The sequence below is a fragment of the Pseudomonas sp. LH1G9 genome, from assembly GCF_002949975.1.
In the GTDB taxonomy this organism is placed as follows: domain Bacteria; phylum Pseudomonadota; class Gammaproteobacteria; order Pseudomonadales; family Pseudomonadaceae; genus Aquipseudomonas; species Aquipseudomonas veronii.
Genome location: NZ_CP026880.1, coordinates 6,535,340 through 6,548,975, shown reverse-complemented (window position 1 = coordinate 6,548,975; position 13,636 = coordinate 6,535,340). Strand labels below are relative to the sequence as shown.

Sequence of the window (13,636 nt, the reverse complement as noted above, 5' to 3'; positions counted from 1 at the left end):
CCCACCGTACTGGCAGTGGCGCCATCGGCGTCGAAGTCGCCGACGATCAGGATGCGCTGGCGTTGCTCCAAGGCCGTCACAGCAGGTCTACCGCGGTCGATGCCCTTGAGCTGCTGATAAGGGATCAACCGCGCCAGGCTCTTGTCCAGCTCAGCCTCCGAGCGCACCCGCGCGCGGCGTAGAGGCGGGTCAACAGCGGTGGCAAGTCACCGAGAACGGCAGGACAGCAGGCAAAGGGCGGGGATCGATACGCATGGGACGCTGGGGAATTCTCTGTAGGGAAATATTAGCGGCAAGCTACAAGCGCTAGCTCAACCGCGCTCGCCGATCAGCCATTGCAGTTGCACTTCATGCTGGCCACGATCATCGGTGACGAAGATCGTGCCTTCGCTGATCATCACGTCCACTTGATCACGCGGGGCATGTCCTTGGCCAGGGTCTCGAGGACTTCCTGCGGCACGGCGGCGATGTGGACGTTCTTCAGGGTTTTCGCCACCGGAATCACCTTGCCTTCCCATACGCGCAGGCTGCGTAAGCCAGCAGACTGGTACGCTCGGCGCGACGCGAGCACCAGGTCAGGCGGTCGGCATCGGGCTGGCCGACTTCGATCCAGTGCAAAACCCGATCATCCAGACTTTTTTCCCACAGGGCTGGCTCGTCTACATCTGACAGTCCACGGCCAAACGACAGCTGCTCGCTGTACCAAAGGGCGTAGGCCAGCAGACGCACGGTCATGCGCTCTTCGGTTTCCGAAGGGTGCGGGCAATGGTCTGTTTGACGCTCTCGTACACCGAGGTCGAGGTCGTGAGGTTGAGTTCGAACTTGTAGGTCGTGGACGGCTGGGCCATGAACGGGCTTCTAGAGACAGGGAAAGGCGGCAGTCTAACCGATGGTAGGGCTATTCAACGAATCCTGCGCTGCATCATCCTTATCCCTGCGCGACTCGCCTATGTTAAAAGGCATTACACCACTGTGCTGCGTATGAAAGGTTCCTCATGTCGTTTAACGCCAAACCGCTTGCCGGCCTGAAAGTCATCGAACTCGGCACCTGATCGCCGGCCCGTTCGCTTCACGCATCTGCGCCGAATTCGGCGCCGAAGTGATCAAGGAATCCCCGGACGGCGGCGACCCGCTGCGCAAATGGCGCAAGCTGTACGAAGGCACCTCGCTGTGGTGGTTCGTACAGGCACGCAACAAAAAATCACTGACGCTGAACTCAAGCACCCCGACGGCCTGGCCATCCTCAAGCAGTTGCTGACGGACGCCGACATCCTGATCGAAAACTTCCGCCCCGGCGTCCTGGAAAAGCTCGGCCTGAGCTGGGACACCCTGCACGCGCTGAACCCCAAGCTGGTGATGGTGCGCCTCTCGGGCTTTGGCCAGACCGGCCGATGAAAGACCAGCCGGGGTTTGGCGCGGTCGGCGAATCGATGGGCGGGCTGCGTTACATCACCGGCTTTGAAGACCGCCGCCGGTACGCACCGGGATTTCCATCGGCGACTCCATTGCCGCCCTGTGGGCGGTGATCGCGCGCTGATGGCGTTGCGTCACCGCGAGGTCACGGTGGGCTAGGTCAGGTGGTGGATGTGGCACTGTATGAGGCCATCTTCGCCATGATGGAAAGCATGATCCCGGAGTTCGATGTGTTCGGGTTCATCCGCGAACGCACCGGCAACATCATGCCCGGCATCACACCGTCCTCGATCCACACCAGCGCGGACGGCAAGCATGTGCAGATCGGCGCCAACGCGATGCGATCTTCAAGCGCTTCATGTCCGCCATCGGCCGTGAGGATCTGGCCAACGACCGCAATTGGCCAGCAATGACGGGCGTGACGAGCGCCGCGACGCTGTATGGCGTGATTGATCGCTGGGTCAATTCGCTGCCGCTGGAACAGGTGGTCGAGCAGCTCAACAAGGCCGAGGTGCCGGCCAGCCGCATCTATAGCGCCGAAGACATGCTCGGGGACCCGCAATTCCTGGCGCGGGAAATGTTCCTCAAGGCGCAACTGCCCGACGGCAAGGACTTCAAGATGCCAGGCATCGTGCCCAAGCTCTCCGACACCCCTGGCAGTTGCGAGTGGGTGGGGCCGCAACTGGGCGAACACAACAGCGTGGTACTCGGTGAGCTGGGCTATGACGCGGCGGCCATCATCCGCTTACGTGAGCAAGGGGCGATCTGATGGCGCGTTCAAGATAATGACTCGCCGCTGGCTATTGCACCTGTGCGCGCCCTTGCTGGCGCTATTGCCGCTACCGACCCAGGCGGCGCAGACCTTGATCTGGCTGGTTCGCGACCTGCCGCCGCTGACGATCTTCGAAGGCCCGCAAAAAGGCCAGGGCGCCATCGACGAATTGTTGCCGATGCTGATGGAGCACCTGCCGGAGTATCAGCACCAGATCCAGCACGTCAACCGTGCGCGGGGCATGCAGATGCTCCAGGCGCCCTCCCTCACCTGCGACCCTACCCTGCTGTGGACGCCGGAGCGGACCCAATGGATTGTGTATTCCGACCAGGCGTTTCCCGTGGTGAGCAATGGCGTGGTCGTCCGCCAGCAAAACCGTGAAGTCCTGGCGCCCTTTATCGTGCAAGGCAAGGTCGACCTGGACGCGATGCTACGGGACAAGAGCACACGCCTGGGCATCATCGCCGAGCGCAGCTACGGGCCATTCATCGACGTATATTGCAGCAAGGCGACACGCACAATCGGGTGATGCACTACGGCACCGACGCCTTGGGCAGCCTGCTGCAAATGCAGCGCCTGGGACGCCTGGAAGGCGTACTGGGTTACTGGACCGAAATTCGCTATCACGCATTGCGGCAAGGTATCGATCCCGAAGGGCTGGCGTTCTATCCGATTGCCGGCACCGCGCCTATCAGCACATCCATATCGGCTGTTCGGATACGCCCGAGGGGCGCGAGGTCATGGCGCGTATCAACCAGTTGCTGGGCGACCTGCCGCAGGCGCAGTTGCTGCGTTCCTACGCGTCATGGCTCGACCCGGCCCTGCGCGAGCAATACCTGCTGGACCATTCGCGATTCTATGAAGAAGTGCCCACCCCGTGATAAATCGCGGGCAAAAAGAAACCCCGAAGAGTGGGGAGACACTTCGGGGTTAAACGTGGCCTACAAAGACCAGTACAGCAAGTCACAAACACCGGAGCACAATGTCTGCTCTTGCTGTTACTAAATCTGACCGGCCACGCCGTAGGAAGTTTCCGCGGATAAACAATTCTTCATGCGAGGCGCTGCTGCGGTCTGGGCCGCATTGCGCAAGGCAGCGATGACCGAGGGCTCCAGGCGCCCTTCGCGATTTTCAGATCGCGCAGCAGCAAGCAATCCACGACATCCACCAGGACGCGCTTGTCGGTCAGTTGCGCTCGGTCGACTTCACGCTCGACCACGATGGCACCAGCAGGATTCTTTACGGTTACCAGGCACTCGCCCTGCACACCAGCGGTGGTCAGCGTAACCTGATAAGGCTCAGCGCTTCTTCGAGCAATAGGCTGATACTTTCCATTTCGATCACCACTCAATAGTTCGGGAACAATCGTTTCAATGGGGTTTCTCTCCTAAGTGACTGTTTGTAACGTAGGAAAGTTCGCTTTTTCGTGTTTATGGAGCCGTCAGGGAGTGACTTGATCCAGCATGCGCTTGCAACATGACAACGAAAAAACGGCCGCACATAACTGCTTACGCAATGGGCGGCCGTTTCAGGGTTCGCCCTGCAGCGCGGCGGAGGGTGAACCCTATATTCGGTAAGCGCTGATCACGCTGTCACGCAGCTAGAAGTGCATGTCAAAGGCCCTTATTGCTAAGGATGAACATGATGGTGGAACACAACGAACAACAAGCGTCGATGGAGAAGATGCATGCTGACGTATCTCGCATCTATGCCGAGATTTCACGCATGCATGCCGAGCGAGGCAAGCTCAACGCGGAGTCCTTGAAGATAACCTGTGAGACTTTCTGGTACCCGTGGGTATCGCCACGGGTTTCTACGCCGCTGTCGGCACCGTGATTGTCGTGGCAGAAACTACTCTCATAACGCTCAGCAACCCGGGCCTGCCTGAAACGAAAAACGCCGCTGACCCACGGAAGGGAAAGCGGCGTTTTTGTCTGCGCCAGGGCCGGCCGTTTGCCTTACAGCGGCTTACCGCGATTGCCATGCTGGCTGACAAACGCCTGCATCGCCTTCAGGTCATTCGGCAGCACGGTGCAACGCTCTTCACGCTCGAACAGGTCGGACAGATGCTCCGGCAACTCCAGCGCTTTGCCAACGCCGGCCTTCTCCACCGCTTCCGGGAATTTGACCGGGTGCGCGGTGCCGAGGATCACCATCGGGATATCCAGGCTGCGACGGCATTCGCGCGCAGCCCTCACGCCGATAGCGGTGTGCGGGTCGAGCAGTTCGCCGGTCTGGGCATAGACTTCTGCGATGGTTTCGCAGGTCTGTGCATCGTCCACGCCAGGGAGTCGAACAGCTTGCGGGTTTCGGTCCAGCGCTCTTCATCGACACTGAAACCGCCACCGCTTTGAAGGTGTCCATCAAGCCGGCAATCGCCGCACCGTTGCGGCCGTGCATGTCGAACAGCAGGCGTTCGAAGTTCGACGACACCATGATGTCCATCGACGGCGACAAGGTGGCGTGCAGGTTTCCTTGACGTACTGGTTGCCGCTCATGAAGCGGTGCAGGATGTCGTTGCGGTTGGTGGCGACGATCAACTGGTTGATCGGCAGGCCCATGTTGCGCGCCAGGTAGCCGGCGAAGATGTCGCCGAAGTTGCCGGTCGGCACCGAGAACGACACCGAACGCGCCGGCCCGCCCAGCTGCAGCGCGGCGTGGAAGTAGTAGACGATCTGGGCCATGATCCGCGCCCAGTTGATCGAGTTCACCGCAACCAGGCGCGTGCCCTTGAGGAAGCTCTGGTCAGCGAAGCTGTTCTTGACCATTTCCTGGCAGTCGTCGAAGTTGCCTTCGATGGCGATGTTGTGGATGTTCTCACCGAAGATGGTGGTCATCTGCCGACGCTGTACTTCCGACACGCGCTTGTGCGGGTGCAGGATGAAGATGTCGACGTTTTCGCAGTGCTTGCAGCCTTCGATGGCCGCCGAGCCGGTATCACCGGAAGTGGCGCCGATGATCACCACGCGCTCGCCGCGCTTCTCCAGCACGTAATCGAGCAGGCGCCCCAGCAGTTGCAGAGCGAAGTCCTTGAACGCCAGGGTCGGGCCATGGAACAGCTCCAAAACCCACTCATTGCCATTCAGCTGGCGCAGAGGCGCGATGGCGTTGTGGGAAAACACGCCGTAGGTCTCTTCCAGGATCTTTTTGAAATCCGCATCCGGAATGCTGCCGGTGACGAACGGGCGCATCACCCGGAACGCCAGTTCGTGATACGGCAGGCCGGCCCAGGAAGCGATTTCTTCCTGGGTGAAGCGTGGCAGGTTTTCCGGCACGTACAGGCCGCCGTCGGTGGCAAGGCCTGCCAACAGGACGTCTTCGAAATTCAGGGCCGGTGCCTGGCCGCGGGTGCTGATGTAACGCATGACTGGCTCCTCTAAAACATTCTCGAACAGGGGCCGCCGATCACACGGGGCCCCTGGAACAAATCGGTTAGTTCAGGTGTTCGACGAATCCGTACCACCGGCCCACTACGCCTTGCAAGGCTTCCAGGGCTTTGATGGCATCGTTGATGTGCTGCTCGAGCACGCGGTGAGTCAGCAGGATCATCGGCACCTGGCCGTTCTGCTCCTCGACTTCCTTCTGCATGATCGACTCGATGTTGATGCCACGTTCCGACAGGATGCTGGCAACCTGGGCCAGTACGCCCGGATGATCCTTGGCCTGGATGCGCAGGTAGTAGGCGCTTTCGCACGCCTCGATCGGCAGGATCGGGTGGGCCGACAGCGAATCCGGCTGGAAGGCCAGGTGCGGCACGCGGTTTTCCGGGTCGCTGGTCATGGCGCGAACCACGTCCACCAGGTCGGCGATCACCGACGAAGCGGTCGGCTCCATACCGGCGCCGGCACCGTAGAACAGGGTCGAACCGGCGGCGTCACCGTTGACCATCACGGCGTTCATCACGCCATTGACGTTGGCGATCAGGCGGTCGGCCGGGATCAGCGTTGGGTGTACGCGCAACTCGATACCGGCCGCGGTGCAGCGCGCCACGCCCAGGTGCTTGATGCGATAGCCCAGGGCTTCGGCGTAATTCACGTCGGCGGTGGTCAGCTGGGTGATGCCTTCGGTGTAGGCCTTGTCGAACTGCAGCGGGATGCCAAAGGCAATGGACGCAAGGATGGTCAGTTTGTGCGCCGCGTCGATGCCTTCAACGTCGAAGGTCGGGTCGGCTTCGGCGTAACCCAGGGCCTGGGCTTCGGCCAGCACGTCTTCGAAGGTGCGGCCTTCTCGCGCATTTCGGTGAGGATGAAGTTACCGGTGCCATTGATGATGCCGGCCACCCAGTTGATGCGGTTGGCGGACAGGCCTTCACGGATCGCCTTGATCACCGGGATACCACCGGCCACCGCGGCTTCGAACGCGACGATCACGCCCTTCTCACGCGCCTTGGCGAAGATCTCGTTGCCGTGGACGGCGATCAGCGCCTTGTTGGCGGTGACCACGTGCTTGCCGTTTTCGATCGCCTTGAGCACCAGCTCGCGGGCAATGGTATAGCCGCCCACCAGCTCGATGACGATATCGATTTCTGGGTTGGTCGCCACGGCGAAGACATCGTTGGTAATCGCAATACCGGTCGTTTCGAACTGAGGCTTTGGCGAACGCGTGGCAATTTGCGCCACTTCAATCCCGCGCCCTGCACGGCGGGAAATTTCTTCAGCATTACGCTGAAGTACGTTGAAGGTGCCGCCACCGACGGTCCCTAACCCACAGATGCCTACTTTGACCGGTTTCACTGAAGAACTCCCCATGAAACGGCCGACGCAAGGTCGGCCGTGGAAAACAGCCGCACAACCGCGGCTTTCAATTAATGGCCCATCGACTTATCGAAGGGCCATGATCGTCAAAGGTTCGACGATGCTGGTTTATTTGGCACTCAGCGCCAGTTTGGCAACTTGCGGTGCCGGCTGATAGCCCGGAATCACCTGGCCGTCAGCCAAAACGATGGCCGGTGTACCGTTCACACCAATGGACTGGCCCAGGGCGAACTGCTTGGAAACCGGATTGGCGCACTTGGCCGCTTTGATTTCCTTGCCGTCGACCATCTTGTCCATCGCCGCTTTCTTGTCGGCCGAGCACCAGACCGCCTGCAACTGCTCGTCGCCCGGCGAACCGAGGCCCTGGCGCGGGAACGCGACATAGCGCACTTCCACACCGAGCTTGTTCAGCGCCGGCACTTCGGCGTGCAGCTTGTGGCAGTACGGGCAGGTGGTGTCGGTGAACACGGTGATGTGCGTCTTGGTCTCGCCGATGGCCGGGTAGACCACGGTTTCTGCAACCGGAATGCCGTTGATCAGCTTGGACACGCCCAGGCGCTCGGCTTTCTCGGTCAGATTGACCGGCTTACCGTCCTTCAACTGGAACAGGTAGCCCTGGACAATGTACTGGCCGTCGGCACTGGCATACAACACGCGGCTGCCCTTGAGCTTGACTTCGTACAGGCCGGCCATCGGGCTGGCACTGATGCTTTCGATCGGTGTGTCGAGTTGCAGGTTGGCCAGGCTCTTGCGAATAGTCTGCTCGGCAGCGTCATCGGCGACGGCAAAGGTGGAAACCAACGCAATGGCTGCGGCGGCAATAATCTGGGTCAAGCGCATGGAACTCCTGAAGGCAGATGCAGGGACGGGTGTGTCGAACACCGATCTGGAAACACGGCACTGTAATCACAAGTCACGCCGTCCCCTTTGCTAACCGGCAAAGCCTACCACAGTTGGGCCGCAGGGCAGCCCGTGGCGGATAATTTGGCGGTTTTCAGCCTCGCGGATGGTGCTTGGCGTGCATATCCTGCAAGCGCGCCCGTGCCACATGGGTGTAGATCTGGGTTGTGGATAAGTCGCTGTGGCCAAGGAGCATTTGCACCACGCGCAAATCCGCGCCGTGGTTGAGCAAATGCGTGGCAAATGCATGGCGCAGGGTATGCGGCGACAGGCTCTTACCGATCCCCGCCACCTTGGCCTGGTGCTTGATGCGATGCCAGAAAGTCTGGCGGGTCATCTGCTCACCGCGCTGGCTGGGGAACAGCACATCGCTGGGGCGCCCACCGAGCAGTTCGCCGCGCGCATCGCGCATGTAGCGCTCGACCCACACAATCGCTTCTTCGCCCATCGGCACCAGCCGCTCCTTGCTGCCCTTGCCCATCACCCGCAGCACGCCCTGGCGCAGGTTGACTTGCTCGAGGGTCAGGCTGATCAGCTCGGTCACCCGCAGGCCGCAGGCGTACAGCACTTCGAGCATGGCACGTCGCGCTGGCCGATGGCTTCGCTCAAGTCCGGGGCGGCGAGCAAGGCGTCAACATCGGCTTCCGACAAGGACTTGGGCAATGGCCGACCCAATTGCGGCATGTCGACCTGTAACGTCGGGTCGAGGGCAATGAGCTTTTCCCGCAGCAGGTAGCGATAAAAGCCACGCACACCGGAAAGGAAGCGTGCCGTGGAGCGCGGCTTGTAGTTCTGCTCCAGGCGCCAGGCCAGGTGATCGAGGATCAACTCACGGCCAGCATTGATCAGCTCGAGGTTTTTTTCCTGCAGCCAGCCGTTGAACAGCGCCAGGTCGCTGCGGTAGGCCTGGCGGGTGTTGTCCGACAGGCCTTTTTCCAGCCAAAGGGCGTCGAGGAAGCGGTCAATCAGAGGATGGTCGATGGCGGGCATGGGGGCTCAGGCAGATGACGGTGGTGTCTGGTAGATCCTATCGCAAGCAAGTCGGCTCCCACATTGGATTTGTGTCGTGCATCGATTTTATGACCACTAATGATCAAGTGTGCAAGCTGGCCCGCCTGCGATAGCCGCGCCGACCCGGACCCGTCAATAAATCCCAGGCACAAAAAAGCAGCCCGCAGGCTGCTTTTTTTCTGCATCGGGAAGCTGGACTTAAGCCAGTTTTTCCTTGATGCGAGCTGCTTTACCGGACAGGTCACGCAGGTAGTACAGCTTGGCTTTACGCACGTCACCGCGACGCTTAACAGCCATGCTGTCGATTTGCGGGCTGTAGGTCTGGAAAGTACGCTCTACGCCAACACCGTTGGAGATTTTACGAACAGTGAAAGCACTGTTCACACCACGGTTACGCTTGGCGATTACCACGCCTTCGAACGCTTGCAGACGCGAACGGTCGCCTTCCTTCACTTTCACCTGAACGACAATGGTGTCGCCCGGGGCAAAGGTAGGGATCTCTTTGGTCATCTGCTCTGCTTCGAGTGCAAGGATGATTTTGTTAGTCATGCTGTGCTCCTAAGGTAAGTCAATGGACCTACCATCGATACGTTGTTAACTATCGTCCCGCGCGAGGATGTATTCCTCGAGCAGCTTCTTCTCTTCTCCAGAAAGCGAGCGGCTTTCCAGAAGATCGGCGCGTCGTTCATAGGTCCGACCAAGGGACTGCTGTAAACGCCAACGCCGGATGTGTGCGTGATTGCCACTTAGCAATACGTCGGGAACACGCTGATCCGCATACACCTCCGGTCGGGTGTAGTGCGGGCAATCCAGCAAACCATCCGGAAGGAATCTTCCTCCGCGAGTCCGCATGCCCTAAAGCTCCAGGCAGCAGTCGTGTAACCGCATCTATCAGGACCATCGCCGGCACTCACCGCCAGACAGGACATAGTCCCCAATCGACCACTCTTCATCGACATGAGCTTCAATGAAACGCTCGTCAATGCCTTCATAGCGACCGGCAATCAGGATCAGTGCTTCTCATTCGCCAGTTCGCGTACCGCCGCCTGTTTCAGCTGACGGCCTTGAGGGACAGGTAAATTACCTTCGCCTTCTCCCCGCGGCACCTTGCCTGAGCCAACGCGTCTTCCAGGGGCTTGATCTTCATCACCATGCCCGGGCCACCGCCAAATGGGCGATCGTCCACAGTGTGATGTCGATCCGTCGTGTAGTCTCGCGGGTTCCAACAGGTGAGCTGCAAGAGCCCCTGTTTCCACGCCCGACTGGTGATGCCGTACTCGCTGATGGCGGAGAACATCTCGGGAAACAAACTGATCACTTCAATGCGCAAATTAGCCACGCTTAGAAGTCCGCGTCCCATTCCACCTTCATCTCGCCCGCGGCCAGGTCGACGGCCAACACGCATTGCTCGTATAGGGCAACAGGCGTTCGCGATCATCCAGGCTGCCAGCGCAAGGCTTGACCACCATTACATCATTGGCGCCGGTTTCCAGAAGATGATCGATTTTCCCGAGCAATTGCCCGAGTTGATCAATAACCTTCAGACCTTCCAGCTGGTACCAGTAGTACTCGCCGTCGGTCAATTCAGGGAACAGGTTGCGCGGCACGCAGATCTCATAACCGGCCAGAAGACGAGCTTCTTCACGATCATCAAGACCCTTGAGCTTTGCGACCAGGAACTTATCGTTCCCGCGTCCACTGACCAGCTCGACCTGTTCACATTCCCCTCGCGCTTGAGCGTCCAGGTTTTGTACTGCAACAGGTTTTCAGTCGGATCAGTAAAGGAATACACCTTCACTTCGCCGCGAACGCCATGAACAGAGTAAATCTTGCCGATAACGATCAAATCATCAGCAACAGCTGGCGTCGCGTTCATATTGCTCAGGCTGCGGCTTAGCCGAGTCCTTCAACAACTTGGCAACACGCTCGGAAGGCTGTGCACCAACGCTCAGCCAGTAGGCTACGCGCTCTTGGTTCACGGACAGACGAACTTCTTGACCACGAGCAACAGGGTTGAAGAAACCAACCTGTTCCTTGTGCGAACCGTCACGCGGGTTGCGGCTGTCGGTTACGGTCAAGTGGTAAACGGGCGCTTTTTGGAGCCGCCAAGGGCAAGACGGATTGTTAGCATGTGAACATCGTTCCTGTAGTCGGTGCTGCAAATCTAAATGCACAGCGGGCATAGGTGCCCGAAAGGCCGCATATTCTAAGGAATATCCGGACTTTTGCAAATGTCTTTTCTGGCGCCTATCAGCGTGCCATTCAGATCTGCTATAGAGCCGTCGGTTAAAACGGCAAGTCAGCTCCCGCCAGACGGCGGGTTTGCTGGAGATCCCACATCCCTGTGGGGCGGAGCAGGAGCACGCTCCCGCTCGAATACTTTACATTTTCGGCATGCCGCCGCCGGGCAACATACCGCCCATGCCGCGCATCATCTTGGCCATTCCGCCCTTGGCGGAGAATTTCTTCATCATCTTCTGCATCTGCTTGTGCTGCTTGATCAAGCGACCGATGTCCTGCACCTGGGTGCCGGAACCCATGGCGATCCGACGCTTGCGCGAACCGCTGATCAGCTCAGGGTCGCGGCGCTCGGCCGGGGTCATGGAGTTGATGATGGCTTCCATCTGCTTGAACTGCTTCTCTGCCGCGCCCTGGGCATTGCCATTTGCGCCAGGTTCACACCGCCGATGTTCGGCAGCTTGTCCATCAGGCCGCCGAGGCCGCCCATGTCTTCATTTGTTGCAACTGATCGCGGAAGTCTTCGAGGTCGAAGCCCTTGCCCTTCTTCAGTTTCTTGGCCAGTTTATCGGCCTTGTCCTTGTCGAGCGTCGCTTCGGCCTGCTCGATCAGGCTGAGCACGTCGCCCATGCCGAGGATACGCGAAGCGATACGTTCAGGGTGGAACGGCTCGAGCGCGTCGCTCTTCTCGCCCATACCGATGAATTTGATCGCTTGCCGGTGATGGCGCGCACCGACAGCGCGGCACCGCCACGGGCGTCGCCGTCGACCTTGGTCAGGATCACGCCGGTCAGCGGCAGTGCGTCACCAAAGGCCTTGGCGGTGTTGGCCGCATCCTGGCCGGTCATGGCGTCGACCACGAACAGCGTCTCGACCGGGTTGATCGCGGCATGCAGCGCCTTGATCTCGCCCATCATCTCTTCGTCGATGTGCAGGCGACCGGCGGTATCGACGATGACCACGTCGATGAACTTCAGCCTGGCTTCTTTGATCGCCGCATTGGCGATGTCGACCGGCTTCTGGCTCAGGTCGGACGGGAAGAAGGTCACGCCCACTTCGCCCGCGAGCATTTCCAGCTGCTTGATGGCCGCCGGACGGTATACGTCGGCCGACACCACCATCACGGTTTTTTTCTTGCGCTCTTTAAGGAAGCGCGCCAGCTTGCCGGCGGTGGTGGTCTTACCCGCACCTTGCAGACCGGCCATCAGCACGACGGCCGGCGGCACGGCGCTGAGGTTCAGGTCTTCGTTGGCCGCGCCCATCAGGCTTTCGAGCTCGGCCTGGACGATCTTCACAAAAGCCTGGCCCGGCGTCAGGCTGCGGGACACTTCGGTGCCGACCGCGCGCTCCTTGACCGAGTTGACGAAGTCCTTGACCACAGGCAAGGCCACGTCGGCTTCCAGCAACGCCATGCGTACTTCACGCAGGGTGTCTTTGATATTGTCCTCGGTCAGCTTGGCCTTGCCGGTTACATGGCGCAGCGTCTGCGAGAGACGGTCAGTCAAGTTTTCAAACATGCGCGATCCTTTCAGGCCCTATGGTAGACCGAGGTAATGGCGGCCCAGGCTGTGATAAATCGCTATTAAAACAGCGCTCGGCGAGCCTGCGGCGTGGGCAGGTCGCGGATTATAGCGAAGACTGCGCCCATGCACACCCGCTGTCTGGCCCTGAAGTCTTTCGTGGAACGCAGGTGTATGCCAAACTCAGCGCCTTTCGGGCTTGCCTAACAGGATTTATGCTCCCTTTGTCACCCAGTTTGCTACCCAGTCTCGCCGCCGCCTTTTTATATGCCGCTGCGACCCTCTACCAGGGCACTCGCCTGGCGCAAGGCGCCAAGGCCGACACTCGCCTGCTGGCAGGCCTTGGCGTCCTCGCCCTGCTGGCCCATGCCGCGAGCCTGTTCACCCACTTGATGACGCCGGTCGGCCTGGGCCTGGATTTTTTCAGCGCCGCCAGCCTGATCGCCGCCGCGGTGATCGCCCTCACGCTGATCGCCTGCGCACGCATCCCGGTGGAAAACCTGCTGGTGCTGCTATTCCCCCTGGGCATGCTGACGGTGCTGCTGGCGCAATTCGCCCCCACCGGCACGGTGCAGGTGATCGACGAAGAGCCGGGCATCCTTGCGCATATCCTGCTGTCGATCCTGGCCTACGGCATGTTCACCATCGCGGTGTTCCAGGCGTTGCTCCTGCTCGTGCAGGACCATCAGCTCAAGCACAAGCATCCGTCGGGCCTGATCAAGAACTTCCCGCCGCTGCAAACCATGGAAAGCCTGCTGTTCAGCTTCCTGTGGGCCGGCTGGACGCTGCTGTCGCTGTCGCTGATCTCTGGCTGGCTGTTCGTCGAGAACCTGTTCGCCCAGCACCTGGTGCATAAAACCCTGCTGGCGTGCCTGGCGTGGGTGGTGTTCAGTGTGCTGTTGTGGGGCCGCAACCGCCTTGGCTGGCGCGGGCACAAGGCGATCCGCTGGACCCTGGCCGGTTTCTGCCTGCTGATGCTGGCCTATTTCGGCAGCAAGCTGGTTCGCGAATACATCCTGCATATCTGA

The 13,636-nt window shown here is 60.0% G+C and carries 5 protein-coding genes and 12 pseudogenes; 5 read left to right on the top strand and 12 right to left on the bottom strand.

The window, feature by feature from the left end:
* Nucleotides 1–311: 311 nt before the first annotated feature.
* A pseudogene (locus C5F70_RS30440) lies at nt 312–848 on the bottom strand (YaeQ family protein).
* A 251-nt stretch (nt 849–1,099) separates the two neighbouring features.
* On the opposite strand from C5F70_RS30440, the pseudogene C5F70_RS31340 reads away from it, so the two are divergent.
* From C5F70_RS31340 to C5F70_RS30430, 3 pseudogenes are all read left to right on the top strand, one after another.
* Nucleotides 1,100–1,395, top strand: a pseudogene (locus C5F70_RS31340) (CoA transferase).
* 218 nt (nt 1,396–1,613) lie between these two features.
* A pseudogene (locus C5F70_RS31330) lies at nt 1,614–2,182 on the top strand (CoA transferase).
* A gap of 16 nt (nt 2,183–2,198) precedes the next feature.
* Nucleotides 2,199–3,066: pseudogene (locus C5F70_RS30430) on the top strand (TIGR02285 family protein).
* Nucleotides 3,067–3,186: 120 nt separating this feature from the next.
* Here the strand turns inward: C5F70_RS30430 and C5F70_RS30425 are convergent.
* A pseudogene (locus C5F70_RS30425) lies at nt 3,187–3,520 on the bottom strand (DUF3509 domain-containing protein).
* A gap of 306 nt (nt 3,521–3,826) precedes the next feature.
* Between C5F70_RS30425 and C5F70_RS30420 the strand changes: the two are divergent.
* Nucleotides 3,827–4,021, top strand: a complete 195-nt coding sequence (locus C5F70_RS30420) for a hypothetical protein (RefSeq protein WP_371920057.1) — start codon at nt 3,827–3,829, stop codon at nt 4,019–4,021.
* A gap of 122 nt (nt 4,022–4,143) precedes the next feature.
* On the opposite strand, the pseudogene thrC reads toward C5F70_RS30420, so the two are convergent.
* From thrC to ffh, 10 genes and pseudogenes are all read right to left on the bottom strand, one after another.
* Nucleotides 4,144–5,550: pseudogene (gene thrC, locus C5F70_RS30415) on the bottom strand (threonine synthase).
* Nucleotides 5,551–5,561: 11 nt separating this feature from the next.
* Nucleotides 5,562–6,918: pseudogene (locus C5F70_RS30410) on the bottom strand (homoserine dehydrogenase).
* Between the two features lie 129 nt (nt 6,919–7,047).
* Entirely contained in the window at nt 7,048–7,779 is a 732-nt protein-coding gene (locus tag C5F70_RS30405; protein WP_003175893.1) for a thioredoxin fold domain-containing protein, read from the bottom strand.
* A gap of 154 nt (nt 7,780–7,933) precedes the next feature.
* A pseudogene (gene xerD, locus C5F70_RS30400) lies at nt 7,934–8,829 on the bottom strand (site-specific tyrosine recombinase XerD).
* 219 nt (nt 8,830–9,048) lie between these two features.
* On the bottom strand, nt 9,049–9,399 hold the full coding sequence (gene rplS, locus C5F70_RS30395; RefSeq protein WP_003175895.1) for a 50S ribosomal protein L19: 351 nt from the start codon (nt 9,397–9,399) through the stop codon (nt 9,049–9,051).
* Between the two features lie 45 nt (nt 9,400–9,444).
* Nucleotides 9,445–9,819, bottom strand: a pseudogene (locus C5F70_RS31685) (hypothetical protein).
* An 82-nt stretch (nt 9,820–9,901) separates the two neighbouring features.
* Nucleotides 9,902–10,189 (bottom strand): hypothetical protein, encoded by a 288-nt coding sequence (locus C5F70_RS31680; RefSeq protein ID WP_371920056.1) that lies wholly within the window; start codon nt 10,187–10,189, stop codon nt 9,902–9,904.
* Nucleotides 10,190–10,217: 28 nt separating this feature from the next.
* A pseudogene (rimM, locus tag C5F70_RS30385) lies at nt 10,218–10,726 on the bottom strand (ribosome maturation factor RimM).
* Nucleotides 10,701–10,981, bottom strand: a pseudogene (rpsP, locus tag C5F70_RS30380) (30S ribosomal protein S16). The pseudogenes rimM and rpsP overlap by 26 nt, the downstream one beginning before the upstream one ends.
* A 250-nt stretch (nt 10,982–11,231) precedes the next feature.
* A pseudogene (gene ffh, locus C5F70_RS30375) lies at nt 11,232–12,605 on the bottom strand (signal recognition particle protein).
* Between the two features lie 218 nt (nt 12,606–12,823).
* Between ffh and C5F70_RS30370 the strand changes: the two are divergent.
* Complete coding sequence (locus C5F70_RS30370) at nt 12,824–13,636, top strand: inner membrane protein YpjD (protein ID WP_026139922.1); 813 nt, start codon at nt 12,824–12,826, stop codon at nt 13,634–13,636.

Coding starts and splice junctions, on each gene's coding strand:
- rplS (WP_003175895.1), bottom strand. CDS start 9,399: ATGACTAACAAAATCATCCTTGCACTCGAAGCAGAGCAGATGACCAAA.
- C5F70_RS30370 (WP_026139922.1), top strand. CDS start 12,824: ATGCTCCCTTTGTCACCCAGTTTGCTACCCAGTCTCGCCGCCGCCTTT.
- C5F70_RS30405 (WP_003175893.1), bottom strand. CDS start 7,779: ATGCGCTTGACCCAGATTATTGCCGCCGCAGCCATTGCGTTGGTTTCC.
- C5F70_RS30420 (WP_371920057.1), top strand. CDS start 3,827: ATGATGGTGGAACACAACGAACAACAAGCGTCGATGGAGAAGATGCAT.